Annotated in this window: 25 protein-coding genes; 6 read left to right on the top strand and 19 right to left on the bottom strand. The window is 45.3% G+C overall.

Going from position 1 to position 25,896, the window contains the following annotated elements:
• The first annotated feature begins 133 nt into the window (after positions 1–133).
• A complete protein-coding gene (locus tag VJL_RS23110) occupies positions 134–553 on the top strand; it encodes a secondary thiamine-phosphate synthase enzyme YjbQ (protein WP_038881664.1) in 420 nt (139 codons plus the stop codon).
• Between the two features lie 51 nt (positions 554–604).
• Here the strand turns inward: VJL_RS23110 and VJL_RS23105 are convergent, their stop codons facing one another.
• From VJL_RS23105 to VJL_RS23095, 3 genes are read right to left on the bottom strand one after another with little or no spacing between them, the layout of a single operon-like run.
• The gene (locus VJL_RS23105; RefSeq protein ID WP_038881662.1) at positions 605–1,801 is read right to left on the bottom strand and encodes a BamA/TamA family outer membrane protein; all 1,197 of its coding nucleotides are present in this window, start codon (positions 1,799–1,801) and stop codon (positions 605–607) included.
• Between the two features lie 3 nt (positions 1,802–1,804).
• Complete coding sequence (gene alr / locus VJL_RS23100) at positions 1,805–2,890, bottom strand: alanine racemase (RefSeq protein WP_038881671.1); 1,086 nt, start codon at positions 2,888–2,890, stop codon at positions 1,805–1,807.
• A 4-nt stretch (positions 2,891–2,894) separates the two neighbouring features.
• On the bottom strand, positions 2,895–4,295 hold the full coding sequence (locus VJL_RS23095; RefSeq protein ID WP_038865480.1) for a replicative DNA helicase: 1,401 nt from the start codon (positions 4,293–4,295) through the stop codon (positions 2,895–2,897).
• A 322-nt stretch (positions 4,296–4,617) separates the two neighbouring features.
• Between VJL_RS23095 and VJL_RS23090 the strand changes: the two genes are divergently transcribed.
• Entirely contained in the window at positions 4,618–5,382 is a 765-nt protein-coding gene (locus VJL_RS23090) for a DUF481 domain-containing protein (protein WP_038881660.1), read from the top strand.
• A gap of 81 nt (positions 5,383–5,463) precedes the next feature.
• Here VJL_RS23090 and rplI read toward each other — a convergent pair whose 3' ends face one another.
• From rplI to pilM, 14 genes are all read right to left on the bottom strand, one after another.
• On the bottom strand, positions 5,464–5,916 hold the full coding sequence (gene rplI / locus VJL_RS23085; protein ID WP_038865482.1) for a 50S ribosomal protein L9: 453 nt from the start codon (positions 5,914–5,916) through the stop codon (positions 5,464–5,466).
• Between the two features lie 33 nt (positions 5,917–5,949).
• On the bottom strand, positions 5,950–6,177 hold the full coding sequence (gene rpsR / locus VJL_RS23080) for a 30S ribosomal protein S18 (protein ID WP_000090472.1): 228 nt from the start codon (positions 6,175–6,177) through the stop codon (positions 5,950–5,952).
• 16 nt (positions 6,178–6,193) lie between these two features.
• Positions 6,194–6,496, bottom strand: coding sequence for a primosomal replication protein N (priB, locus tag VJL_RS23075; RefSeq protein ID WP_005438449.1), 303 nt, complete (start codon positions 6,494–6,496; stop codon positions 6,194–6,196).
• Between the two features lie 8 nt (positions 6,497–6,504).
• On the bottom strand, positions 6,505–6,894 hold the full coding sequence (rpsF, locus tag VJL_RS23070; RefSeq protein ID WP_010443890.1) for a 30S ribosomal protein S6: 390 nt from the start codon (positions 6,892–6,894) through the stop codon (positions 6,505–6,507).
• A gap of 229 nt (positions 6,895–7,123) precedes the next feature.
• Complete coding sequence (gene rpe, locus VJL_RS23065; RefSeq protein ID WP_038865484.1) at positions 7,124–7,795, bottom strand: ribulose-phosphate 3-epimerase; 672 nt, start codon at positions 7,793–7,795, stop codon at positions 7,124–7,126.
• A 100-nt stretch (positions 7,796–7,895) separates the two neighbouring features.
• Positions 7,896–8,735, bottom strand: coding sequence for a Dam family site-specific DNA-(adenine-N6)-methyltransferase (locus VJL_RS23060; RefSeq protein ID WP_038881658.1), 840 nt, complete (start codon positions 8,733–8,735; stop codon positions 7,896–7,898).
• Between the two features lie 69 nt (positions 8,736–8,804).
• Complete coding sequence (locus tag VJL_RS23055; protein WP_038881656.1) at positions 8,805–10,304, bottom strand: SPOR domain-containing protein; 1,500 nt, start codon at positions 10,302–10,304, stop codon at positions 8,805–8,807.
• A 52-nt stretch (positions 10,305–10,356) separates the two neighbouring features.
• Positions 10,357–11,457 (bottom strand): 3-dehydroquinate synthase, encoded by a 1,101-nt coding sequence (aroB, locus tag VJL_RS23050; protein WP_038881655.1) that lies wholly within the window; start codon positions 11,455–11,457, stop codon positions 10,357–10,359.
• 31 nt (positions 11,458–11,488) lie between these two features.
• Entirely contained in the window at positions 11,489–12,007 is a 519-nt protein-coding gene (aroK, locus tag VJL_RS23045; RefSeq protein ID WP_038865492.1) for a shikimate kinase AroK, read from the bottom strand.
• A gap of 188 nt (positions 12,008–12,195) precedes the next feature.
• A complete protein-coding gene (locus VJL_RS23040) occupies positions 12,196–13,947 on the bottom strand; it encodes a type IV pilus secretin PilQ (RefSeq protein WP_038865494.1) in 1,752 nt (583 codons plus the stop codon).
• A 34-nt stretch (positions 13,948–13,981) separates the two neighbouring features.
• A complete protein-coding gene (locus VJL_RS23035) occupies positions 13,982–14,497 on the bottom strand; it encodes a pilus assembly protein PilP (RefSeq protein ID WP_038865496.1) in 516 nt (171 codons plus the stop codon).
• The gene (locus tag VJL_RS23030) at positions 14,487–15,080 is read right to left on the bottom strand and encodes a type IV pilus inner membrane component PilO (protein WP_038865498.1); all 594 of its coding nucleotides are present in this window, start codon (positions 15,078–15,080) and stop codon (positions 14,487–14,489) included. The genes VJL_RS23035 and VJL_RS23030 overlap by 11 nt, the downstream gene beginning before the upstream one ends.
• Positions 15,073–15,639, bottom strand: coding sequence for a PilN domain-containing protein (locus VJL_RS23025; RefSeq protein WP_038865500.1), 567 nt, complete (start codon positions 15,637–15,639; stop codon positions 15,073–15,075). The genes VJL_RS23030 and VJL_RS23025 overlap by 8 nt, the downstream gene beginning before the upstream one ends.
• Positions 15,623–16,639 (bottom strand): type IV pilus biogenesis protein PilM, encoded by a 1,017-nt coding sequence (pilM, locus tag VJL_RS23020; RefSeq protein WP_038865502.1) that lies wholly within the window; start codon positions 16,637–16,639, stop codon positions 15,623–15,625. The genes VJL_RS23025 and pilM overlap by 17 nt, the downstream gene beginning before the upstream one ends.
• A 178-nt stretch (positions 16,640–16,817) precedes the next feature.
• Here pilM and VJL_RS23015 point away from each other — a divergent pair, with 178 nt between their 5' ends.
• A complete protein-coding gene (locus VJL_RS23015) occupies positions 16,818–19,382 on the top strand; it encodes a penicillin-binding protein 1A (RefSeq protein WP_038881654.1) in 2,565 nt (854 codons plus the stop codon).
• Positions 19,383–19,451: 69 nt separating this feature from the next.
• Here VJL_RS23015 and oxyR read toward each other — a convergent pair whose 3' ends face one another.
• Entirely contained in the window at positions 19,452–20,360 is a 909-nt protein-coding gene (gene oxyR / locus VJL_RS23010; protein WP_038865506.1) for a DNA-binding transcriptional regulator OxyR, read from the bottom strand.
• Positions 20,361–20,533: 173 nt separating this feature from the next.
• Here oxyR and VJL_RS23005 point away from each other — a divergent pair, with 173 nt between their 5' ends.
• From VJL_RS23005 to VJL_RS22995, 3 genes are all read left to right on the top strand, one after another.
• Positions 20,534–21,262, top strand: a complete 729-nt coding sequence (locus tag VJL_RS23005; RefSeq protein WP_038865508.1) for a redoxin family protein — start codon at positions 20,534–20,536, stop codon at positions 21,260–21,262.
• A gap of 227 nt (positions 21,263–21,489) precedes the next feature.
• Positions 21,490–22,962, top strand: coding sequence for a dihydrolipoyl dehydrogenase (locus VJL_RS23000; protein ID WP_038881652.1), 1,473 nt, complete (start codon positions 21,490–21,492; stop codon positions 22,960–22,962).
• Between the two features lie 385 nt (positions 22,963–23,347).
• A complete protein-coding gene (locus VJL_RS22995) occupies positions 23,348–23,629 on the top strand; it encodes a DUF3624 domain-containing protein (protein ID WP_038865512.1) in 282 nt (93 codons plus the stop codon).
• A gap of 154 nt (positions 23,630–23,783) precedes the next feature.
• Here VJL_RS22995 and argH read toward each other — a convergent pair whose 3' ends face one another.
• Positions 23,784–25,658 (bottom strand): argininosuccinate lyase, encoded by a 1,875-nt coding sequence (gene argH / locus VJL_RS22990; protein ID WP_038881650.1) that lies wholly within the window; start codon positions 25,656–25,658, stop codon positions 23,784–23,786.
• Positions 25,659–25,896 lie beyond the last annotated feature (238 nt).

The following is a 25,896-nucleotide window of genomic DNA, read 5'->3' as shown; positions in this document are numbered from 1 at the left end:
TTGAGTTAGGTCACGTTCCCTGTTTCAAATTTAAACAATTAATTTATGATGCTGAGAATCATATCATTTCGTAATGACAGGCTCTAATTGGATTAGGATAGACGCCAAATCAAATTTTTCCAAAGGAACGCATATGTGGGCACAAAAAACACTGCAATTAAAAGCGCGTCAGCGTGGTTTCCATCTGGTCACTGATGAAATTGAACAACAATTACCACAAATCCAATCGCTTTCAGTAGGTTTGTTACATTTGTTTATTCAACATACGTCCGCTAGCCTGACCTTAAATGAAAACGCCGACCCAACAGTACGCATGGATATGGAAGCCCACTTCAACAAATTTGTTCCTGAGCGTGCCCCGTACTACCAACACACTTATGAAGGCGATGATGATATGCCCGCACACATCAAAGCGTCCTTATTGGGCAATAGTGTGACAATTCCCATCCAAAACGGTCAATTAGCGTTAGGAACATGGCAGGGTATTTACTTGGGTGAGCACCGCGATTACGGCGGAAGCCGTCGTGTCATCGCAACCATCAACGGTGAATAGTTCAGATAAAACAAAGGCTAACCAACTGGTTAGCCTTTGTTTTATCTCAATTTAGAAGGGCTGATTGATCATTACTCGGAAGGTGCCTTCATCAGCACCTTTGGCCATTTCAGCACGAACAACAATACCCTCGACTTGGAAGCGCACTGCACCACCGATGTTCCACTTCATGTCTTCATGTAATGTTTTAAGATTGTATTCATCTGCAACTCTACCCACTTCGACAAAAGCTACCCACTGCCACCATGGTAAGTCGTAGTAGTTAATCAATGGAATATCATCGAGCGGTTGCCAATCTGGCAATACACGATACTCAGCAGAGTAGTGAATCGCGCTGCGTCCATGGTAGCGACCAGCTGTATAACCACGTAGACGATACAAACCGCCTAAACGAACTTGTTCTTGTTCTGGTGGACGACTACACACTGCACCATCACATTGATCCCACGTCGGCGTATCTGCAGTGAAAAAATCAAAGGCGAGCACTTGTTGATCGAACCAATCCCCTAACGGCCCCAATGAATAATATTGGCTGTTTTGAAATTCCCACTTTAACCACAGATCCTCTGATTGCAAACTGTCCGCGCCAGTGGTTAGGTCGAAAGAGGTATGAGAGCCACGCGTCGTGTTACGTACACTGTCTCGATTATCCCAATCAAAGGTCAGAGTAAAGCCCGTCGCTTCTTCCTTTTTATCATTGTAGATATCCAACTCTCGAGACGAGTAAAAAGGCGTGAAGATGATGGAGCTCACTCCCGAGTCAATTGGAGAAGCAAAGCTAACATCTCGAACCGGTTGGAATGCGCCAAGTAACCCATGTTCACGGACATTCCCCCAAGGCAGTAAGTACTTGAATTCAAGCTTATAGTTATCTTCGTCTCCATTAGTCACGGTTTTATCTTCCGTTGAAGAGTCATTCGAGCCTTGGTTGCCTAAGTAGTACGGATTATCGTTAAAACGCGCTTGGTACATCTGCGTACTGAACAACAGATTTGAAGATAGAGCGTAATTGAAGGCAGAAAGAAAACCGACATAGCTATCTTTCTCAGAATAAAGTCCCATTCCGAATAAAGCCGCTTGAGGCTGACCGACACCTTTCGCAACCCCGGCTAAACCGACGGTGCTCCCCATGGTATCCGTACTGAAATAGAAAGGAACAAATGCTGAATCTTTCTCTTTCGCCAGCGTCTGTGGAGATAAAAAAAGGCTGGCAGAGAATGCCAGCACTGAAAATAATATTTTCTTCATGGGTTACTTCGAATATTCCATTTCGACACGAGAAGTCAGTTTAGTCACTAACTCATAAGCAATGGTGCCAATGTGGCTTGCCACCTCTTCTACAGGGAGTTCTTTCCCCCATAGTATTGCTTCATCACTGACCTTATCTGTCGCATCAGGGCCGAGATCAACAGTCAACATGTCCATTGAGACTCGACCAGCAATAGGCACTTTGCGACCATTGACCAAAACGGGAGTGCCATTCGGGGCAGTTCGCGGGTAACCATCGCCATAGCCAACCGCAATGACCCCTACTTTGGTATCACGCTTGCTGGTCCACATACCACCATAGCCAACACTTTCGCCTTTCTTCACCTCACGAACTGCGATCAAGTGCGATTTTAGTGTCATGACCGGTTGATAGCCAAGTTCTTGCGCCGTTTTATCATTGAATGGTGAAACACCGTACATGATGATCCCCGGACGAACCCAATCCAATTGACTTTGTGGCCAAGCAAGTAAACCAGCTGAAGCTGCAAGAGAACGCTCTCCCTGACAACCAGCAGTCAAAGACATAAAACGTTCAATCTGTTCAGGAGTGATGTTGCTGTCTAGCTCATCTGCACAACCGAAGTGACTCATGTAACGAAGTGGTTTCGCTACGTTTGAACACTCTTTTAAGCGTGAAACGAATTCGTCGTATTGCTCTGGACGAACCCCCAAGCGATGCATACCGCTGTCGATTTTAAGCCAAACGACCACAGGGGTTTCCAGCTCTGCTTGCTCCAGAGCAACAAGCTGTTCTTCACAGTGCACGACCGTTTGAATGTTGTTGGTCACTAAAATAGGTAAGTCACCTGGTGAGTAAAAACCTTCTAGCAGCAGAATGGGTTTTACCACACCACAAGCGCGTAATTGCAGCGCTTCTTCAATCCGTGCAACACCAAAGGCATCGGCGTGTGTCGCATGCTTCGCGACATGACGTAGGCCATGGCCGTAACCATTGGCTTTGACCACCGCCATCACTTTGCTGTCTGGTGCTTGCTCTTTTACACGTTGCAGGTTGTATTGCAACGCAGACAAGTCAATGCATGCCATCGCGGCTTTCTTGTAACTCATTGCATTACTCATCATCAATATCAAATGCTGGACCCGCGTAATTATCAAAGCGCGAGTGTTGTCCTTGGAAGGTCAAGCGTACTGAACCGATAGGACCATTACGTTGTTTACCCAAGATAATTTCTGCGGTGCCTTTGTATGGGCTATCTGGGTGATAAACCTCATCACGGTAGATAAACATGATCAAGTCTGCATCCTGCTCGATAGAGCCTGATTCACGCAAGTCCGAGTTAACTGGGCGTTTATCAGAACGTTGCTCTAGAGAACGGTTAAGCTGCGATAGTGCGACAACTGGCACGTTCAGCTCTTTTGCTAATGCTTTAAGTGAACGTGAGATCTCTGCAATCTCAAGAGTACGGTTATCCGACATTGCAGGGACACGCATCAACTGAAGGTAGTCGACCATGATCATTGATAGACCACCATGTTCACGAGCGATACGACGTGCTCGCGAGCGAACTTCTGTTGGAGTTAGACCTGAGCTGTCATCAATGTACATGTTCTTCTTCTGCATCAGGATACCCATGGTAGAAGAAATACGCGCCCAATCTTCATCGTCTAGCTGACCAGTACGGATCTTGGTTTGGTCAACACGAGAAAGAGACGCAAGCATACGCATCATCAACTGTTCTGCTGGCATCTCTAGCGAGAAAATAAGCACCGGCTTTTCTTGCTGCATCGCGGCATTTTCACACAAGTTCATCGCAAAGGTCGTTTTACCCATCGATGGACGCGCAGCAACAATCACCAAGTCAGAGCCTTGTAGGCCAGCCGTTTTCTTGTTGAGGTCAGTAAAACCAGTATCGACACCTGTCACACCATCTTGTGGTGTTTTGTACAGAATCTCGATACGTTCAAGTGTTTTTTCAAGAATGTTATCCACGTTTTGTGGGCCTTCATTCTCACTGGTACGAGCCTCTGCAATTGCAAAAACTTTACTCTCGGCTAGGTCAATTAAGTCTTCAGAGCTACGACCTTGAGGATCGTAACCTGCATCCGCAATCTCATTGGCTACACCAATTAAACCGCGCACAATCGCGCGTTCAGCAACGATATCGGCATAAGCATTAATATTCGCAGCACTTGGTGTGTTTTTGGCCAGATCGGCAAGGTAAGCAAAGCCACCCACATCTTCAAGCTGTTCATGACGCTCAAGATGTTCAGAAAGTGTGATTAAGTCGAGAGGCTTACCCGCTTCTAGTGTGGTTTTCACGCCTTCGAAAATAAGACGGTGTGGACGGCTATAGAAATCACTGCTGACAACACGCTCTGCAACGGTGTCCCAACGTTCATTGTCCAGTAAGAGACCACCAATCACTGATTGCTCGGCTTCCAGTGAGTGAGGTGGCACTTTGATTGCGTCTACCTGACTGTCTGAAGGTTTGCGATTTCTGTTTTCCGCCATGACTTTGCTCGATAACTACTAATGACCCAAGATTATAACCTTAAACCCAACCAAGATGCTTCCCCGATGCGACAATTACTTGTTAAGAATTCAACAAGTGAATGACTAACAATCTGCTTTTCATCGCAGTTAACTTTTGTGATTTAGTTAGAATCGATTTATCCGTAGTGAAACAGATAGTTCACTAAGTTTAGTCGTTCGAGAGGGAGCCTACACCTTGGTTCTTACGTTTAGGTCTAATAAAATTTAACCTACCATTGACCCAATAAAATATCTGTATCAGTATCATGCCCCTCCTTTTTTAATTACGTTCGAGGTATTTGTGTCCCGATACTGGTTACTTGGCTTTAGCTTACTTTGCACGGGAGCATCGTTCGCTGAAGAATCAGTACAGCCAGAGCAAGAAATTGAAGTGCCCGATCCTCTACTTACTGAGGTCGAGTTCGGCTATCAAGCTCACACAGGTAACACGGACTCTCGTTCCCTGAATGCTCGTCTGAGTGCTGAATATACTTCTGGCCGACACCGTTCAAACGGTGAATGGAAGTATTACAACCTTTATAAAGATGGTGAAGAAGACAAGCGTTCTTCGACCTACACCGCGCAAAGTGACTACAAGTTAGGCTCAAAGACTTATTTGTACGGCAGTTTTAAAGGGGTTGATTCGCGCTACAGTGCTTACTTTAAAGACTACACACTTTCTGGCGGTCTGGGTTACCAGTTCGCCTATACAGAGAATTTCACGCTAGAGGCGGAGATCGGTCCTGGCTTTCGTTATCAAGAACCAAACCTTGATGAGATAGACGATGACGATATCGTCTTTCCTAATATCGTTCGAGAAGGCATTTTCCGTGGGAATATCAATACCACGTGGCATGCTTTGGATAACTTAAGTTTTTCTGCCGACATTACCTTAGTAAGTGGTAAAAGCAACACGCGTGTCGATAGTGATCTCAGCGTGACTAACGACATCACTGAAGATATCGCCTTAAAGTTGGCACACTCGCGTCAATACCACGATAAAGTGCCAGAGGGGCTCAGTAAAGCAGACAGTGTATTCTCTGTAAACTTACTGTTCGCCTTCTAATTCTCACTTTTTCTCTGAAAATCAGACATAAAAAAAGCACCTCAAAAGAGGTGCTTTTTAATATTTCGTCTTGGTACTGAATTACTCAGCAGCAACAACTTGTACGTTCGCAGTAGCGAAAACTTCAGAGTGAAGTTGAACGCTGATCTCGAACTCACCAGTGTTACGTAGAGCACCTTCAGGAAGGCGAACTTCGCTCTTAGCAACTTCAACGCCTGCAGCTGTGATAGCGTCAGCGATGTCACGAGTACCGATAGAACCGAACAGTTTACCTTCGTCACCAGCTTTAGAAGCGATAACAACTGCTTCTAGAGCGTTAACTTTCTCAGCACGTGCTTCAGCAGCAGTTAGTTGCTCAGCAACTTTAGCTTCTAGTTCAGCGCGACGAGCTTCGAACATTTCAACGTTGCCTTTAGTTGCCATAACTGCTTTACCTTGAGGGATAAGGAAGTTACGAGCGTAGCCAGACTTAACGTTTACTGTATCGCCAAGACCACCTAGGTTACCGATTTTATCAAGTAGAATAACTTGCATTGTTTAATCCTCTTTCTTAATAAAACGAACCGATTACTGATGCTTGTCAGTGTACGGTAGTAGAGCTAGGTAGCGAGAACGCTTGATAGCGCGAGCTAGTTGACGCTGGTACTTAGCGCTTGTACCAGTGATACGGCTAGGTACGATTTTACCAGCTTCAGTGATGTAGTTTTTAAGAGTTGCTACGTCTTTGTAATCAATCTCTTGTACGCCTTCTGCAGTGAAACGGCAGAATTTACGACGACGGAAGAAACGAGCCATGGGCTATCTCCTGATCTTAAATTTGAGTAATGTTGTCGGCGTGTAACACTAATTTCCCAACGCCATTTCGGCCGGTCTGATAAGCGACAAAACCGCCTACCTTAATGTTACTGCCTTGTACTAAATTCTGAGTTAATGCTTGTGACCCAAGCCCACTAACCACTACCGGCATTCGACAATATACTTGTCGAGGTAGATTAGCTTCGATAACGGTAGAGCGATGCTCTAACCAAAATCGACAGTGTTCAATGCCACCAGGGCTTTTACTACGAATGGGCGGCTTGGCAATGGTGCCACTCAGCTCCATTCGATTGGTCATAAGAAATATTACTCAGCAGCTGCTTCTGGCTTAGCTTCAGCACGCTCTTCGCGACGAGGAGCACGCTCTGCACGCTCTTCTTTCTGCTTAAGCATGATAGATTGCTCAGTGATAGCCGCTTTAGTACGCATGATCATGTTACGTAGAACTGCATCGTTGAAACGGAAAGCAGTTTCTAGCTCATCGATTACAGCTTGGTCAGCTTCAACGTTCATTAGAACGTAGTGAGCTTTGTGAAGCTTGTTGATTGGGTAAGCCAGTTGACGACGGCCCCAGTCTTCTAGACGGTGGATTTTACCGCCAGCTTCAGTGATTGAACCAGTGTAACGCTCGATCATGCCAGCAACTTGCTCGCTTTGATCAGGGTGCACCATGAATACGATTTCGTAATGACGCATTGGTTGCTCCTTACGGATTATTAGCTTCCACGATTGGCTCGGTCGTCCAGAGGAAGCAAGGAACTAAAGAAAATTGACCGAGAATTAAGGAAGACGGATAGTACAGAAAGGAAGCAAAATAGGCAAGTGATTATTTGCGTCACTCATACGATATCTTCCTCGCTCTAGCCCTAGATATGACAAAGGCTGCCAGCAAAGTGACAGCCTTGGAAGCTTAAGACTTCAATGCTTATTTTGCTTTTGCTAGCTCTTCACGCATTTGGTCGATCACTTGCTTGTAGTCTGGCTGACCGAAAATTGCAGAACCTGCGACAAACATGTCCGCACCAGCCTCCGCAATTTCACGAATATTATCGACTTTCACACCACCATCAATTTCAAGGCGAATATCACGGCCAGACTCATCAATCATCTTACGTACAGCGCGCAATTTATCCAGCGTATGAGGGATGAATGATTGGCCACCAAAGCCAGGGTTTACTGACATTAGAAGAATTAGGTCAACTTTATCCATGATGAATTCAAGGTGTGACAGCGGTGTAGCTGGGTTAAGTACTACACCAGCTTGACAGCCATGTTCTTTGATCAACTGCAATGTACGATCAACGTGCTCTGATGCTTCAACGTGGAAGGTAATCATCGATGCACCCGCCTTCGCGAAGTCTGGAATGATGCGGTCTACGGGTTTCACCATTAGGTGAACATCGATTGGAGCCGTGATGCCATAGTCACGAAGTGCTTTACAGATTGGCGCACCAAAAGTCAGGTTTGGTACGTAGTGGTTATCCATTACATCGAAATGCACCACATCCGCACCCGCTGCGAGTACTTTTTCCACGTCTTCACCGAGACGAGCAAAATCAGCCGATAAAATGGATGGAGCAATAAGAAAATCTTTCATACCTGACCTCAGTAGTGGCGAACAAACAACAAATAATGTTGCGCGCAATTCTACCGAAGCCAGTGGGGAGATCCACTACTTAGACGTAATAGTGTGAGAATTATGAGGCAGAAGTATCCGAGTTCGGCGCATTAAAAAGAGCCAGTAACTCATCGACTTTGTTTCGGCCGCTGCCATTACGGCTAATAGTACGCTTAACTTTAACAACGCTCAGAGCAGCACCATGATACAAGCGGCGCGTGAGTGTCGTATCGTGGTTAGAAATCAAAACAGGAATGCCGCGTTCAGTCGCTGCCCTCTCTGCGATGTCCGCCAATGCGGCTTGGTCATCAAGCGTAAAGCCATTTCCAGCGTAAGAGGTGAAGTTTGCCGTGTTCGATAGTGGAGCATAAGGTGGATCGCAGTAAACCACACTGCCCTTACGTGCTCGACTGAATGTCTCAGGATAGCCTTCACAAACGAAAGTGGCTTTCTTCGCTTTTTCAGCAAAGAATTCCATTTCAGCTTCTGGAAAGTACGGCTTCTTGTATGAGCCAAAAGGCACGTTGAAGCCACCTTTTTTGTTATAGCGACAAAGGCCATTAAAACCAAAACGGTTCATGTATAAGAAGGCCAGTGATCGATACATCACATCGTCTGTGTTGTTGAACTCAGCACGAATACTTAAATACGCTTCTTTACGATTGTTCTCAGCAACAAACCAGCGTTTCGCTTCTGAGATGTACTCTTCAGGATGCTCTTTCAGTAAGTTGTAGAGATTGATCAGATCAGGGTTGATGTCGGCCAATAGATATTGGTCATAATCAGTATTTAGAAATACTGAACCTGCACCAACAAAAGGTTCAACTAGCTTTCGAGCCGGTGGCAAATGACGTTGGATGTCTTCAACCAGACCGTATTTTCCTCCTGCCCACTTAAGAAAGGCTCGTTGCTTTTTCATCTACTGCTCTATCTATCGACCAAAAATTAAGGCTGCGGAATGTAACATATTTTTCAACGAAGCTCAGGATTATTTCACGCGATCAATTTCACGATGCACCTGACCTAAAGATTTTGCCCAAGGACTCAACGATTTCAGTGATTCTGGCAAACTTTCCACCGCATCGCGTGCAAGTTGGATAGTCGGATAATCTTTATAGGTCACAATGTACCATTCCGTCCCGCTGCGCACGGTTGGGTAGATTCTCACTTGTTGGCTAAGTTGGTGTTCATCCAAAAAAGCTTGCACATCTTCCATTGACGTCATTGCGGCTAGCTGCAAGGTATACGCTCTTGGCGAAATCGCTTTGAGCTCTTTTCGCGCAAAAGAGAATTTTACGATCGGCTTGCTGGAAGGGCTCAGTTCTGTTGATGCAACCTGCTCTTTTTTAACCACATTAATCAATGACGAAGCAGCGCTAGTTTTCGCTTGAGGAACAGACTCTTCAACCACTTGTTTGATGTCATCTGTATTGGCTTCCTCTGGCTTTCCTTCCAACAGCGCATCCACGACGTCAGATTCAATCACAACGCGTTGCTGTTTATCTTCAGAGCCAACACTTGCCACTTCATCCGTTACCGCTGGAGGCAGTGAATCAGAATCGTCCGTTGCCTTAGTTAAATCCGCTTGCTCATTGGTATCATTTTGCGCGGTTGCAGAATCTGCACCACTGACTTTTGATTCTGGAGTCGTTAAGGTTGGAATGGCCGTTTGTTCAATACTACCAGTGATCAGCTGAGCTTTATCGTCAGCACTTGGTTGATTGAACATCCACCAGTACCCACCCGCTGCTAACAGTAATAGAACCAGCACCACCAATGCGATATTTAGTGGTGAGCCAACAATTGAGCGGATAATGATCCTTTTTTCCACTTTCATTTCTCCTAACGCCATGATGTCACCCGGTACAGGGTCGACTTTTTTAAATGCATCTCGAACGCGCTTTTCGGATTCATCATCAACGTACCGAATCACCAAGGATTCAAAGAAACGACGCGCTTCCACTTCTGAGAGCATTTCTACATCAAGCTCTACTGGTTTGTGCTCTTGTCCGTAACTAATACGTGACAATAATGATTCCAATCGACCAGCTTGAGTGAATAACAAGATGTTTATTTTCCACTTCGGATTCACTTGCGCTGCAAGTACTAACGTCCAAAGCTCCGAAACTAACGTTTCACTGAGAAGATGTGCATCATCGACAACAATAGCGATGTCGCATGCCTCGTTACCCAAGATTCTTTCAAGACTGTCAACCAAGGTATCTTGTTGGTTAAATAAAGCATCCGAAACGATCTGGCTCAAGATGAGCATTCGACGTTGAACATCATCTTGATTGGCATGACAAAGTAGCAAACATTGATTTTTGTTACTTGCACCAAGCTCAAGATATCGTTGCGCTAACCAAGATTTGCCATATCCCGCATGGCCATTAATCGCGATAAGATTAGAGCCAAAGTTGGTTAACAATCCTAATCGATCCAATAACTCGGTTTGAGAATCCAATTCCAGAACGTGAGCAAAACTCATCTAATAACCTTAATAAACAACAAGAATGACGCCCGAAGACGTCATTACAAGGTTAAATATCGCGACCGAAGTCGATAGCTTGTTTGATCACATCTTGAGGAGTATCGGCAATGACTTCTGCACTACCAATCCCCGTAGGTAAAACTAAACGAAGCTGACCTGAAAGCACTTTTTTATCACGCATCATGTGCGTCATAAAATCATCAAAAGTCATGCTTTCTGGAGTGTGGACTGGCAATTTCGCACGACGCAGAATCGCAATAATGCGATCAAGCTGTTCTTGAGTGATAAGCCCACGAAGATGTGACGTTTTCGCAGCCATCACGGTGCCAGAAGAAACGGCTTCACCATGTAACCAATTGCCGTAACCTAGCTCAGCTTCAATAGCATGACCATAAGTATGACCCAAGTTGAGCAATGCTCGGATACCCGATTCTTTTTCGTCTTGAGCAACGACTTCCGCTTTAATTTCACAACAACGTGCAATCGCGTAAGTCAGTGCTTCTTCTTCAAGGGCATAGAGGCGATCGAGATTCTCTTCTAACCAATCGAAAAACGCACCGTCATAAATGATGCCGTACTTGATCACTTCAGCAATACCAGCGGCGAACTCACGCTCTGGCAGTGTAGATAAGCAATTGGTGTCAATGATGACCGCTTTAGGTTGGTAGAAAGCGCCAATCATGTTTTTGCCCAGCGGATGGTTAACCGCAGTTTTACCACCAACTGAAGAATCAACTTGAGACAACAAGGTGGTCGGGATTTGAATAAAATCCACCCCACGTTGATAACAAGCGGAAGCAAAACCAACTAAATCACCGATCACGCCACCGCCCAGTGCAATAATCATAACGTCACGTGCATAGCTTCCCTCTAGCAGGAAGTTCATGACTTGATTAAATACTTCTAGGCTTTTGTATTGCTCACCATCGGGTAATTCAAGCAAAGAGGCATCACAACCAAGTTGCTTTAGTTGACTAAGAATTTGGTCCGCGTACAGAGGCGCGACCGTGACATTACTGATCACGACAACCTTCTGATTTGCGTTTTTATTTGAGAGAACTTGAGAAAGGTACGCCGGGTCCTCAAATAACCCGGCGCCAATAGAGATTGGGTAGCTACGCTCTGCTAGATTGACCGTAATCCGTTCCATCGGTGTGCTCCAATTTGAAAAAGATAAATGCTTATCTCTCTTCTAGCATTTTTACGATCTGGTTGGCTACCACTTTTGCACTCTGATCGTCAGTACGAACTGTGTAATCCGCTACTTCTTCGTATAGTGGGTTACGTTCGCCTGCCAAAGATTCCAACACTTCACGAGGATTGTCCGTTTGAAGTAATGGACGCTTCTTGTCACGGTTTGTACGTGCAAGTTGCTTTTCGATAGTTGTTTCTAGGTAAACAACAACACCACGAGCAGAAAGGCGATTGCGGTTTTCTTTGCTCATTACAGAGCCACCACCAGTCGCTAGCACGATGCCTTGCTCTTGAGTTAAGTCTTCAAGCACCGTTTCTTCACGCTTACGGAAGCCTTCTTCACCTTCTACATCAAAAACCCAAGAGATATCTGCACCGGTACGTTCTTCGATCACTGTATCAGAGTCCACGAACTCCATATGCAGCTGCTGTGCTAGATGTCTACCAATTGTACTTTTGCCGGCACCCATTGGGCCAACAAGAAAAATATTACGTTTCTCAGCCATATTTAGCGGTAATTTACAACGTTAATTCAATAAGATCGCCACAAGAAAACACAGCCAAAGTGCTGTTTCACAAGGCTTGTGGCACCAATTCCTCACAGATAATTCGTGATAAGACCCGAAATTATCCAAGCATGGTGCCACTAATGCAACTTTATTTTTGATCTAATCGTTTTTTTGCTGATTCTGTCTTACTGAATAACGACCTTCGGTGTAACAAAAATCAACAACTCACTTTTGCCTACATTTTCGTAACTTCGGCGGAAAAGCGCTCCTAACAGCGGTAAATCACCTAATAAAGGCACCTTATCGACGGAGTTGGTAATACTATGTTGGAAAATACCACCGAGTACGACGGTCTCTCCGTTATTCACTAACACTTGAGTACCAATACGTTGAGTATCGATCGCTACCGCCTCACCAGTGCCCGTTTTTACCACTTGCCCTGGTCTATCTTGCGTAACACTTAAATCCAGCACCAAACGGTTGTCAGGAGTAATCTGCGGTGTCACCTTCAAACTAAGCACGGCTTTTTTAAAGGTCACAGAAGTTGCACCACTGGATGACGACTCTAAATAAGGGATCTCTGTACCTTGCTCTATATAGGCCGGTTTTTTGTTAGTGGTAATGAGACGTGGACTTGAAATGATTTCAGCTTTTGATTCTTGTTGTAGTGCAGACAGCTCTAAATCCAACAAGGTGTCAGAACCTAGCTTAGCCACTTGAAAGGCAAGGCTGGTTGCATTTGGACTGGTTGCTGCCAAGTTGACGTTAAGGAAGTCATCGATACCGACACTACCACCACCGTCGTCACCTTCGCCGTCACCACCTCCGCCATCATAAAGGCCGATAGTGGCAAGGTTGTTTTCGATAGAACCACCCACCGTGTGACTACCATTAATAGAAGTAAAGCCCCAACGAACACCCAGCTCGTCCATATTACCTTCATTGATGGTAACGATACGCGCTTCAATTTGAACCTGTTTCACTGGAATATCGAGAGACTCTATGATTTCACGAATCACTTCAATGTTACTAGGAAGCTCTCGAATCAGCAGAGAATTGGTGCGTTCATCAATCGTCATACTGCCGCGGTCCGACAACATGCTGATATTACCTTCACCATTGATCATCTCTGCGATATCAGAGGCTTTCGCAAAGTTCACTTTGATGATCTCCGAAGAAAGATCTCCCATCTCTTGCTCAAGCTTCTGCTTCTCTAACTGCTGCTTCTCACGCAAGTCCAGCTCATCTTTTGGTGCGACCAGAATAACGTTGCCATCCACGCGTTTGTCTAAGCCTTTTACTTGCAGAATGATATCGAGTACTTGCTGCCAAGGCACACCGTCAAGACGCAATGTGAGATTGCCTTCTACTGAGTCAGAAACAACTAAGTTGAACTGGTTATAATCCGCGATAAGTTGCAGAACGTTACGCACTGGGATGTCTTGAAAGTTAATCGAAATCAACTTGCCTTCTTTTTCCAGAATACTTTTGTCTGGCACCTTTTCGTTCGGCTTGAGCTTACCCACTTTAACTTCCAAGTATCGCCCTGTCAGACGGTAATCATGGGTATAGTCTTCATCAATATAAGCCACGAGGCGCGTTGTCGAGGTATCACGAAATATCTCGACACTTTCCACTACGGTAGAGAAGTCTTTTACATCAAGAAGATAAAGCTGATCATCTTTAACTGACGTATTGAGCAAATCGATACTCAAGCCTTCTTGCACGCGCTTGATGTCCACAATGGCAGCAGGCGAAGCAAGCTCAACCACGATCACCGCGTCTTTGTCTTTATTGGTACGGAAATCAATGCTTTTGAAGGCATTAGACTGAACTTCGTTCGCGACTGCGAAAGGGGCTAAAAATAAAAACAACCAAAAAGAGAAGAGCCCTATTAGCTTCCTTGGTATACGTGTTAATCCTTGTCTCATTTTCATCATTACTCAATATCAAAAATAAATGCAGCTATGCCTATCTCAACGCCAACTTAACTTTGCGTTTTTGCCAACAACCCAGACCGTCTGGCAGAGTTTCATTAATCAATAAATAGTTGTGGGATACATGGGTGACCTTGCCGTTGTTGCGCCCTAAATATTGGCCCGGTTTTACTTTATAAACAGTGCCATTCGGCGCTTGGACTAACCCAGATACGCTACTTCCCATTCCCATTACGCCCTTCAAACGCAATTGCCCAAGAGGAAAACGCTCTAACTTGCCAGTTCGCTTCCTTGAAGGTGGTTGCCAACAGTCTTCTCTGGCAACCGGTTGGGTGGCGATAGTCGCCTCCTTCGGCAGCTCAAACGGTGCTCGCATGATTTGAGGGTCGTAATTGACCACCACATATTCTTCGGCGGGCTTGAGCTTGGAGACGTCACGTCGAGCTTGGTTTTCTACATCACGAATAAAACCGGTAAGCGACTCATCATTGGCTTGGCAACCCGTTAGCAACGTGACCATACAAACCATCAGCAAAGAACTATTTCGCATCTTTCTGTTCCTCTGGTTTGAACTGGTATGTATTCGCCTTAACACGGAAGTGCAACGTCTCACTTTCTTGGCTGACACGCTGCCAAGTCACGTCTTTAAATGTGATGATGCGAGGTAATGTCGCTATCGCTTGTGAAAAACGACCAATGTCGTGGAAGTCTCCCGTTAACTCGATATTGAGCGGTAACCGATAAAGGAAGTGTTCAGATTGTTTTTTACCCCAGTCAATCCGAGTAAAAGTCAGTTTGTTATCAATACCGAGTTCGTTGACTGAGGCCAACATAGTTGCCAGTTCTTTTTGCGCAGGTAATTGCTGAAGCAACAACTCGTAGCGCGTGGTTAACTCATCGAGTTGAGATTGTAGCTGGGGTAAGGCCGCAACTTTGTTAGCTTTGATGCGCAACGCGACTTTCAAGGTTTGCTCTTCTTGAATCAACGTATTCAAGCGCTCCTCTTCGGGCTTTAAGTAAAACCAATACCCAAAACCTTGGATTAAAAGCACCATTAATAAGATGACCACTAACTGAGGCAGCACTGGCCACTCAGCAATTTCATCCATATCAAGATCTTGCCAATTAACCACGTTGCTCTCCTTCCGCTTCTTTAAACATGAAAGAGACTTTGAACGTTTGGAACTCTTTACCAAAACGCGCTTTACCATGAACGATAGAATGCATCTCTACATCAAGTAACTTCGCAGAGCGTTCCATATTGTCTAACATCGTCGCCAAACGTGGTGTGCTGTCTGAAATACCAGAGATTTCAATCTCAAAATCGTTCATTTTGATTTTGTCGACGTAGACACCATCCGGAATCACCGACGGCATCAAGTTCATAAACTCAGTGGTTTTGTTACGTCCGTTTTGTAAACCTTCCACCGTTTTCAAACGCTCTAGGATTTTGCCGTGCTCTTGCTCTGCAATCTTCATTGCCTCAATGCGTTTATCCAACTGAGATATATAGTGTGCTAGGTAGTCCAAACGCTGTTGCTGCTGATCTTGTTGATACTGGTAGTATTTACCGATTCCCCACTGCACACCCAGCGCCGCAATAACACCAAGCACAATCAAACCGACAAAACGGCGGCGGTGTTCTTCACGCTGATTTTCACGCCAAGGGAGCAGGTTAATGTGATAGAGCATGATGACCTCCCAGCCACTGGATACCACGAACTGCCAAACCCGCAGCGGTAGTGAAGTGCTGCCAATCTGCGGCGCGGCGCTTGCGCTTAGAAACTTTCATTTCAAATAAGCCCAGTGGGTTAAGCAACTCACATTCGAGCGCCAGTTGACTGGAGAGCTCTTCAGCTAACATTGGGGTGGACGCCCCCTCACCGGAGAGCCAAATACCTTTAATATCTTGAGAACCATTAATAGAGGTATAGAGTTGCATTTGACGTTTCACGCGATCCACAACTTGACGGTTGAATTGTTCTGTCATGACTTGAGCATCATCAGAAAGCGGGTTGTCGTGCAAAAGGCCACTAGCGGCACGAGTGCCACACACAAACTCTTTATGGAATAACTCACCTTGCTCGGTAAACATAGTGAACGAGCTATTTAATACCCCGATGTCCAGTAGGCAGTATTTGCTTTTGTCAGGGTAGCGTTCCGTGGTTAACTTCCAGATATGCCCAAGACTTTGGGAATGCACGTCCACCAGCACGGTTTTTAGACCAGATTTTTGCAATGCTTCTACGCGGGTTTCCACCACGTCTTTACGTGTTGCGAAAACTTGATAGCTTTCTGTCCCACGCATTTGCTCATCAGATTCCACTAATACAAAATCAAGACTAAGCTCTTCTACAGGGAACGGCGATTGATGAGAAAAAGCCTGTACGACGGCAAACTCTTTTTCACTTTCCTCTAAACTTTGTTCGATTTGCAGTTTTTTGCTGATCACCGCATTGTCAGGAACTGAAATCGCGACTCGATTAGCCCTAAAAGGGAGGTCTTTTTTCATCTCTTTTAGGGTCTTTACAATTTCTTGATGATTTATGGTGTTATTTTCAGCGACAATACCTTCTTTAAGTATTATTTCTTTGTAACCCAGTAAGGCATAACTGTTGCCATTGGGTTTAAGTACCACGGCTTTGAGGCTGTTATGGCCGATATCTATGCCCGTAACTAATAGCTTATCCATCTCTACTCTCGCTCCGAAATTCCTGTGTGCCAGTGTCATTAGCACCCAGAGAATTTTCTTCGTGCAAAGGTTGTTATTAGCATCCAAATAAGAGTTAATATCTCTTATGTGCTAAATTTTTGACCTAAGAGTACAAGGGTTTGCCGTTACACAGCCTCAACCAATCAGGGATTCTCCGGTGAAGTTCATAAAGCGTTTATTATTTTTAACATTGATTTGCATAATTCTTGGAGTCACCACAATTTTTGGCTTCTATCAATACGTGAAGCCTGAATTGCCAGATGTTGCAACACTAAAAAATGTTGAATTACAAACACCTATGCAGGTATTTAGTCAAGACGGGAAACTGATCGCACAGTTTGGCGAGAAGCGTCGAATTCCTGTTACCTACGACGAAATTCCGCAAGATTTAATTCATGCGCTGATCGCAACCGAAGATAGCCGTTTTTACGAGCACCCAGGTATTGACCCAATCGGCATTACGCGTGCAGCTGTTGTTGTTGCGTTATCGGGTTCAGCAAAACAAGGTGCGAGTACTATTACTCAGCAGCTAGCGCGTAACTTCTTCCTATCTAACGAGAAGAAGATCATGCGTAAAATTAAAGAAATCTTCATCGCCATTCATATTGAGCAGCTGCTTTCTAAACAAGAAATCATGGAGCTGTATGTCAATAAAATCTTCCTTGGTTACCGCTCTTACGGTTTCGGCGCAGCAGCTCAAGTTTACTTTGGTAAGAGCTTAAATGAACTGACCTTGAGTGAAATCGCAACACTGGCAGGTATGCCAAAAGCGCCATCAACCATGAACCCGCTTTACTCACTAGAGCGCGCAACAAACCGTCGTAACGTGGTTTTGATGCGTATGCTAGATGAGAAATACATCACTCAAGAACAGTACGATGAAGCACGTTCAGAGCCGATTGTTGCTCGCTACCACAGTGCTGAGATTGAACTCTCTGCTCCATACGTTGCAGAGTTAGCACGCTCATGGGCAGTAAAAGAATACGGTGCGGAGCAGGCTTACACGTCAGGCTTGAATATCTACATGACGGTAGATTCAAAACTGCAAGATGCCGCAAATACCGCATCCATCAATAACATCCTTGCGTACGATGAACGTCACGGCTACCGCGGCGCGGAAAAAGTACTGTGGAAAGAAGGCGAAACGGCTTGGGATTCAGAACAAATTGAAAAGCATCTGAAGAAACAACCGACCTATGGCCAGCTCTATCCTGCTATTGTCACTAAAGTCGATGACAAAGCCGCGCAAGTTTGGGTGAAAAATAACGAAGAGCAAACCATCGCTTGGACTGGTATGAATTGGGCTCGTAAGTACCTGACTGATCAACGTCAAGGTAGAGCACCGAAATCAGCCAAAGAGATCTTAGCTGTAGGCCAACAAATCTGGGTACGTGAAATCAGTACGACAGATAAAGAAGGCACAACCATCAATAACTGGAAGCTAAGCCAAGTACCAAGCGCAAATACAGCGTTTGTGGCAATGAACCCAGAAAACGGTGCAATACTGTCTCTAGTTGGTGGCTTTAACTTTGTTCATAGCAAGTTTAACCGTGCAACCATGTCTATTCGTCAGGTTGGTTCGAGTATCAAACCATTCATATATTCGGCAGCAATCAATAAGGGCTTAACCCTTGCTTCACTAGTAAACGATGCGCCAATCAACAAGTGGGATGCAGGTTCAGGTTCGGCATGGCGTCCAAAGAACTCACCGCCGACTTACGTTGGCCCAACTCGCCTACGTATCGGTTTAGCGCAGTCGAAAAACGTAATGGCCGTACGTACACTACGTGAAGTTGGCCTAGATGAAACACGTGAATACCTAACTCGCTTTGGGTTTGATATTGACCAAGTGCCTCGTTCAGAAACGATCGCATTGGGTGCTGGTAGCTTAACACCAATGAAAGTCGCGCAAGGCTACTCTGTATTTGCAAATGGTGGCTACTATGTAGAACCGTTTTACATTGACCACGTTGAAAACTCATTTGGTGAAGTACTGTTTAAGGCAAACCCAAAAGTGATTTGTCAGCACGACTGCCCTCAAATGCCAGTACAGCCTGAAGATAAGTTTGCAGCCGAATTTGGTGAGCAAGATGTAACAACGGAAAACATTGCCCCTGATAACGCTCTAGAAAACGACACACCACAATATGCAAAACAAGTTATCTCTGCTCAAAATGCATTCATCATGCGCGAGATGATGTACAGCAATATCTGGGGTGGTGGCAGCTGGCGTGATGGTACAGGTTGGAACGGTACCGGCTGGCGAGCACAGAAACTGGAGCGTCGTGATATCGGTGGTAAAACGGGCACAACCAACGACTCAAAAGACACTTGGTATAACGGTTACGGTCCGGGTATTGTGGCTATTGCATGGGTTGGTTTTGATGATCACTCTCGCACGTTAGGCCGTACCACTGTGAACAGTAACCTAGGGAAAGGCCAAATTTCTGGTGCAGAATCTGGCGCGAAAACGGCAGAACCAGCTTGGATTGATTTCATGCGTGCTGCACTAGACGGAGTGCCTCAACAAGGTAAGAATATTCCAGACGATATCGTTCGAGTTCGTATCGATCGTGATAGTGGCCTACTGACTCATAAAGTTGATGGTTCATCCATGTTCGAATACTTCGAAAAAGGCACAGAACCAACCGAGTATGTCGGCAACAGCCTGGAAGACAGCATCTACTCTGGTGGTAGCGGCGGTGCAGAAGAACTGTTCTAATACCACGCAATACTAACAAAGAAAAAGGGAGCCGATTGGCTCCCTTTTGTTTATATCAGCATCTCAAAGCTAGGCTGCAATTGGTGCTTCTTTCGCTTCAAGAATGTTTTTGATGGTCGCTGCTAAGGTTTCAAAACGCGTACGCAATGGAGAGCCAGGACGGTAAACCAACACAATGCTGCGTGATGGTGTTGGGTTCATTGCTGGCACGTAACACACGCCATCTTTTTTCTTTTCATGCGGCACAGACAACTGTGGCAACAGAGTAATCCCTGCTCCCGCCGCCACCATGTTACGCAGTGTTTCTAGGCTAGTCGCTTTAAAGCGCTCATCATCTTTCGCTCCTGCAGCAAAGCAGAAACCCAGAGCTTGGTCTCGTAAACAATGACCATCACCCAAAGACAACACCGTCTTGCCATTGAGGTCGAGCATATCAATATGATCTAACCCAGCCCATTCGTGATCACAAGGTACCGCAACACTTAAAGGCTCGTTGTACACCTCAATTTCTTTAAAGGGCGCAGTCTCATCAACCGATGCTAAAACAAGACAATCTAACTTGCCATCTTCTAATTGACGGACCAATTGGTGGGTCTGCGCCTCATGTAAAAACAGCTCCAAATCTGGAAACTCTTCTTTAAGGTGAGGAACTATTTTAGGTAGGAGGTAAGGACCAACTGTTGGGATAAAGCCAATGTGCATTGGGCCAGTCATGGCACCACTTTGACCGCTCGCCATATCTTTGAAGGTTTTTACTTCACTCAAAATACGTTTTGCTTGCTCAACCAATTGTAAACCAGAGTCAGTAAACAACACGCGACGACTGCTTCTTTCAAGCAGGGCAGTGCCTAACTCGTCTTCTAGTTTACGAATCTGGCCACTTAACGTCGGTTGGCTGACAAAACAGGCTTCCGCTGCTTTTCGAAAATGCTTGTGCTCCGCAAGCGCCACCAAGTACTCAAAATCTCGAATATTCATAACGTACGATTCGCTTCTTGTTTGGCGATAGAAATAATCTATCAAAACCATAGCATTAAACGATTAGAGCTATCAAAGTTTTTTTTCAATAATGAGCTCAAGAAAACGAAACTGAGCGCTAAATAACGCTAAGCTCGATAATGAATTATTCATAGATTTAAAAGGAAATCATCATGTTTGCATCAAAAGAAGGTCAAGCTGTACCACAAGTTACTTTTCCTATCCGTAAAGGTGACGCATGGGTGAATGTAACCACGGAAGACTTGTTCAAAGACAAAACGGTTATCGTATTTAGCTTGCCTGGTGCTTTTACTCCGACGTGCTCATCAAGCCACCTACCACGTTACAACGAACTGTTCTCTGTATTTAAAGAACATGGCGTGGATGAGATTCTATGTGTTTCCGTAAACGATACATTCGTAATGAACGCATGGAAAGCCGACCAAGAAGCTGAAAACATCACTTTCATCCCAGATGGTAACGGTGAGTTTACAGACGGTATGGGTATGCTTGTAGATAAAAACGACATTGGTTTTGGTAAGCGTTCATGGCGTTACAGCATGCTAGTGAAAAACGGCGTAGTAGAAAAAATGTTCATCGAACCAAACGAGCCAGGCGACCCGTTCAAAGTATCTGATGCAGATACGATGATGAATTACATCGCTCCTGAGTACAAAACTCAAGAATCAATCACCGTATTCACTAAACCAGGTTGCCCTTTCTGTATGAAGGCGAAACAAAACTTGATTGACCACGGTCTTCAATATGAAGAAGTGATTCTGGGTAAAGACGCAACAACAGTAAGTCTACGTGCAATCTCTGGTCGCACAACGGTACCTCAAGTGTTCATCGGTGGTAAACACATCGGCGGTAGCGAAGAGCTAGAAACGTACCTAGGTTAATAATTTGCCTAATGGGCTTGGGTTGGCAATCTCGCTGTCTAGAACTCAGCCCTAGGTCTCCCGGAGCATCCCTCGCCCGGGAGACCATCCCTCTCAATCACTTCCTATGCTTAGTCTTGATAACTGGTCGTCTTCACCGTTCGACCAGTTATCAAGATTAATGAACTCAAATTCACTCATCCCGACTTAGTCACTTCAACTACGTTTGGGAAAAACGAGAATCCATTATGAAACAGTTAAATGTCGACGTAGCAATTATTGGTGGTGGTACAGCAGGTCTTGGCGCCTACCGCGCAGCGAAAGCACACACAGACAGTGTTGTGATGATTGAAGGTGGCCCTTACGGCACAACATGTGCTCGTGTCGGATGCATGCCGTCGAAACTTTTGATCGCCGCCGCTGAAAGCGTACACCAAATCGAGAAAGCACCGGGCTTTGGTGTACATCCACAAGGCGACATTTACATTAATGGTCGTGAAGTCATGGACCGAGTAAAGCGAGAACGTGACCGCTTTGTAGACTTTGTGTTGGAAGGCGTCGATGAGATTCCTGCTGAAGATAAAGTGTCGGGTTATGCTAAGTTTACCAACGACAACACGTTAATCGTTGATGATCACACTCAAATCACAGCTAAGCGTATTGTGATCGCAACCGGTTCGCGTCCTGCTTACCCTGCCGTATGGAATGAACTCGGCGACCGCTTAGTGATTAACGATGATGTGTTCGATTGGGATGACTTGCCAGAATCTGTTGCCGTATTTGGTCCGGGTGTGATTGGTCTTGAATTGGGTCAAGCGTTGCATCGCTTAGGTGTAAATGTGAAGCTATTTGGTCTTGGTGGTCAAGTAGGACCATTGACCGACCCTGAAGTGATGGCGTATGCCGATAAAGCCTTCAAAGAAGAGTTCTACCTTGATGCCGATGTAAAAATCGAAAGCATGAAACGTATTACTTCACCAGAAAATGACGGTGAAGATAAGGTCGAAATCCAATTCATCAACCACGATGGTGAACTAGAAACCTTTATTGTTGATTACGTATTGGCAGCAACTGGTCGTCGCCCGAATGTCGACAAGCTAGCGATTGAAAACACCAATGTGGCACTGGATGAGCGCGGCGTACCAACGGCGGATCATTACACTCTGCAAACCTCGGTAGAGAGCATCTTTATCGCGGGTGATGCAAGCAATCAAATTCCATTATTACACGAAGCGGCAGATCAGGGGCGTATTGCTGGCGACAACGCAGGTCGTTTCCCTGATATTCGTGCAGGCCTGCGCCGCTCGTCAATCTCAGCAGTGTTCTCTGATCCACAAATTGCTATGGTAGGAGAAACCTTCAAGCAACTAGAAACGCGTTTTGGCACATGTGGCTGTTTCGCTACCGGTCAAGTATCGTTTGAAAATCAAGGTCGCTCACGCGTTATGCTTCGAAATAAAGGCATTCTGCATGTCTATGGGGAACAAGGTACTGGTCGCTTCTTGGGCGCAGAAATGATGGGACCAAACGCCGAACACCTAGCCCACCTGCTTGCTTGGGCACACCAAAATAAAATGACAGTATCTGAAATGCTTGATATGCCATTTTACCACCCTGTGATTGAAGAAGGCGTTCGCACTGCGCTACGAGATTTGAATGCGAAGCTCCACTTAGGTCCTGAGATGATCAAACATTGTCTTGATTGTGGACCTGGTTGCTAACGCTCACTCTCTTTACCTCTCCCAGACAAACAAAAGCCTCGTCATAGACGAGGCTTTCTCATTCCAACTCTATCAGTTCAAACTGAGCAAAGTGGTTGTTTATGCAGTCATCATTGCGTAACGGCTAACAAGCACAATGGCAGTAAAACCAATTGTGAAGAAACCACCAGCAAGGCCTAGTGCTACTTTAAGTTCTGTCGACATTATAATTTTTCCTATTGTCAGGCTGACAGCGCACCATACACCAATTACGTGCTACACATTTTTAACCAAGTTAATTTTCCATTTTTGGTTCGATAGACACGACATAGAAACCAGACAAAGAGAAACTCAAACATGAGTTAGCCGTTATAATCAGGGACAAATAGATAGTGTGGATAGAACTATGGCTTGTCGAAGTTGCCAAGAGCACTGGTTTTGGAAAAAGATCGGACGTTGCCAACGATGCATGGATCAACTGACGGTACTTTCTGTTTTATGTTGGATCGTGTGGTGGTTTGCGTTTAAAGATGATCCACAAAGTATTGAATCGATCGCGCTGATCTTTGCCGGATTTGCATTTAACGGCTTACTGTTTTTGCACCTATGGATGCGCTTCGTGGTTTTGCCGTGGCAGCGCCGTCGTGGAAAAGAAAGTAAGGATGCTCATCACCCAGATGACAGATAGAAAAAAGCCCCAAAACCAATACCGGTCTTGGGGCTCTCTTAGATTCTTCTAAGAAAAAGCAGTGGTACTTTAATAGACCGGGCTTCCTCTCAAAGGTTCCAAGTTTTTTTCCAATTTTTTTAGTATTTTCTTAAATACTAATAGAATCATCAACCTAGGCTACGTTACTTTTCTGGATCAATTGTTCGAACAAGTTGATCTCTAGTGCAACTTCATCACACGCATGCTGACGCGGACACTGATCGCAATCTTTCAGTACTTTTTCTGGTAGCAACGACTTCGAGGTTGGCAAGAAGCTCTGCTTCATAAAGAATTCAGGCGTACGTGTCAGCACAAAGACTTTCTTGATAGCCATTTGGCGTGCTTTCTCAACCAGATAGTTCACAATCGCACTACCCTGCCCTTGGCCTTGCCAACCAGCTTCAATGCCTAGAGAACGAATTTCTGCTAACCCTGAGTCATAGACATACAAAGATGCACAACCAGTAACCTCTCCGTGATGCTCGGCAACCGCGAAGGAGCCAATATCACGTACCAACTCATTGCGTGAGCGCGGTAGGTTTTCCCCCATATTCGCCCAATAAGCAACCATACCTTCTACGGTTTCAATATCGGTTAGACGAGCAGGTCGAACTTTCACTGCTGATGTATCACGTTGAGAAAGGCGCTTGTCTGCTTGATCGACGGCGAAAGCAACTTGCTGAGGCGCGACACCACCAAGTGCACAACGCTTCTCAAGACACGAGTCGATGGTTAAGATGTCATACACATCCGCTTCAATCACTTCAGAGAAGGCTTTCAGCTCATCAATCGACAGCTCTTCTAGTGCACAGCCTTTGGCAATAGCACCGACCACAGCGACACCGACAATATGGTGCGCTTCACGGAATGGGATGCCTTTCGCCACTAGATAATCTGCCAATTCGGTAGAGTTTGCGTAACCTTGTTTCGCCGCTTCTAGCGTACGCTCACCATTGACTTTGATGCCATCAAAACAAAGTGCCGCCATTTCCATGCAATCGTTCCATGTATCGAGCGCATCGAACAGACCTTCTTTATCTTCCTGCATGTCTTTGTTGTAAGCCAGTGGCAGCGCTTTCACTGTCATCATCATGCCAGCAAGTGCGCCGTACACACGCCCCGTCTTACCACGAATAAGCTCGAGTGCATCTGGGTTTTTCTTCTGTGGCATCAGAGAAGAACCTGACGTCACCGTATCGGCTAATTCAATAAAGTTAGATTCACCCGAGTTGTAGAAGATCATATCTTCTGCCAAACGCGAAAGGTGCAACATCGAGATAGACGCCACAGACATCAATTCCATCACATGGTCACGATCGGAAACTGAATCCAATGAGTTACGCGTTGCGCGATGGAAACCGAGATTGTGAGCTAACTCTTCACGATCGATTGGGTAAGCGGTGCCCGCAAGCGCTCCAGAACCAAGTGGACACGTGTCCAAACGCTTAAGTGCGTCACTCAGACGCGAGTAGTCACGTTCAAACATTTCAACATAAGCCAAACACCAGTGAGCAAACGTAACAGGCTGAGCACGTTGCAAATGCGTGTAGCCCGGAAGCACCGTACCTTGATGTTGCTTAGCTACGCCTACCATTTGTGTTTGCAGACGATCTAAAGCAATCAACAGCTGTTGGCCTTGCTGACGACACCAAAGTTTAAGGTCGGTTGCCACTTGGTCGTTACGTGAACGTCCCGTGTGTAGTTTTTTACCTAGGTCGCCGACCTTGTTGATCAGTTGCTGCTCTACCCAAGAGTGGATATCTTCCGCATCCGAACGTAGGATTTGCTGAGGGTCTTCCATGACTTCAAGCTTGAGCTCATTCAGTGCCAGCTCAAGCTTTTGTTGTTCTTCTGCTGATAATACGTCAACAGAAAGCAAGGCTTTTGACCACGCAATTGAACCAACAATATCTTGCTCAGCCAATCGGTAATCGAAACGCAATGAATCGTTGAAGTCCTTAAATCTGGTGTCTGCCGCTTGGGTAAATCTTCCGCCCCATAATGCCATTGCGTTTCTCCTGATGACTATTGCTTACGCTAACGTATTCTTCATTAAGTGTTGACCAAATCGGTGGTCATTTGCTCACTTTTTCTTATGCCTCAACGTTACGATAATCACAGATAAAAATAAAGTAGAAATTCAATATTTTTACATATTTATTCATGATTATTTTATCTTTATGCCTACGAGGTCAGCAAAAACGAAAAAGACCCGCCAATAGTGGCAGGTCTCTTATCTTATAAAG

The organism is Vibrio jasicida CAIM 1864 = LMG 25398, from assembly GCF_000400365.1.
Lineage (GTDB): Bacteria > Pseudomonadota > Gammaproteobacteria > Enterobacterales > Vibrionaceae > Vibrio > Vibrio jasicida.
This window is presented reverse-complemented; position numbering and strand designations above follow the sequence as displayed.

Bases quoted from the DNA above. Each gene is read 5' to 3' on its own strand.
- VJL_RS23105 (WP_038881662.1), bottom strand. From the start codon at position 1,801: ATGAAGAAAATATTATTTTCAGTGCTGGCATTCTCTGCCAGCCTTTTT.
- rplI (WP_038865482.1), bottom strand. From the start codon at position 5,916: ATGCAAGTTATTCTACTTGATAAAATCGGTAACCTAGGTGGTCTTGGC.
- argH (WP_038881650.1), bottom strand. From the start codon at position 25,658: ATGGCATTATGGGGCGGAAGATTTACCCAAGCGGCAGACACCAGATTT.
- VJL_RS22995 (WP_038865512.1), top strand. From the start codon at position 23,348: ATGGCTTGTCGAAGTTGCCAAGAGCACTGGTTTTGGAAAAAGATCGGA.
- VJL_RS23025 (WP_038865500.1), bottom strand. From the start codon at position 15,639: ATGCTCTATCACATTAACCTGCTCCCTTGGCGTGAAAATCAGCGTGAA.
- VJL_RS23110 (WP_038881664.1), top strand. From the start codon at position 134: ATGTGGGCACAAAAAACACTGCAATTAAAAGCGCGTCAGCGTGGTTTC.
- rpsR (WP_000090472.1), bottom strand. From the start codon at position 6,177: ATGGCTCGTTTCTTCCGTCGTCGTAAATTCTGCCGTTTCACTGCAGAA.
- oxyR (WP_038865506.1), bottom strand. From the start codon at position 20,360: ATGAATATTCGAGATTTTGAGTACTTGGTGGCGCTTGCGGAGCACAAG.
- priB (WP_005438449.1), bottom strand. From the start codon at position 6,496: ATGACCAATCGAATGGAGCTGAGTGGCACCATTGCCAAGCCGCCCATT.
- alr (WP_038881671.1), bottom strand. From the start codon at position 2,890: ATGAGTTACAAGAAAGCCGCGATGGCATGCATTGACTTGTCTGCGTTG.
- aroB (WP_038881655.1), bottom strand. From the start codon at position 11,457: ATGGAACGGATTACGGTCAATCTAGCAGAGCGTAGCTACCCAATCTCT.
- VJL_RS23060 (WP_038881658.1), bottom strand. From the start codon at position 8,735: ATGAAAAAGCAACGAGCCTTTCTTAAGTGGGCAGGAGGAAAATACGGT.
- VJL_RS23035 (WP_038865496.1), bottom strand. From the start codon at position 14,497: ATGCGAAATAGTTCTTTGCTGATGGTTTGTATGGTCACGTTGCTAACG.
- aroK (WP_038865492.1), bottom strand. From the start codon at position 12,007: ATGGCTGAGAAACGTAATATTTTTCTTGTTGGCCCAATGGGTGCCGGC.
- pilM (WP_038865502.1), bottom strand. From the start codon at position 16,639: ATGGATAAGCTATTAGTTACGGGCATAGATATCGGCCATAACAGCCTC.
- VJL_RS23040 (WP_038865494.1), bottom strand. From the start codon at position 13,947: ATGAAAATGAGACAAGGATTAACACGTATACCAAGGAAGCTAATAGGG.
- VJL_RS23095 (WP_038865480.1), bottom strand. From the start codon at position 4,295: ATGGCGGAAAACAGAAATCGCAAACCTTCAGACAGTCAGGTAGACGCA.
- VJL_RS23000 (WP_038881652.1), top strand. From the start codon at position 21,490: ATGAAACAGTTAAATGTCGACGTAGCAATTATTGGTGGTGGTACAGCA.
- rpsF (WP_010443890.1), bottom strand. From the start codon at position 6,894: ATGCGTCATTACGAAATCGTATTCATGGTGCACCCTGATCAAAGCGAG.
- VJL_RS23005 (WP_038865508.1), top strand. From the start codon at position 20,534: ATGTTTGCATCAAAAGAAGGTCAAGCTGTACCACAAGTTACTTTTCCT.
- rpe (WP_038865484.1), bottom strand. From the start codon at position 7,795: ATGAAAGATTTTCTTATTGCTCCATCCATTTTATCGGCTGATTTTGCT.
- VJL_RS23055 (WP_038881656.1), bottom strand. From the start codon at position 10,304: ATGAGTTTTGCTCACGTTCTGGAATTGGATTCTCAAACCGAGTTATTG.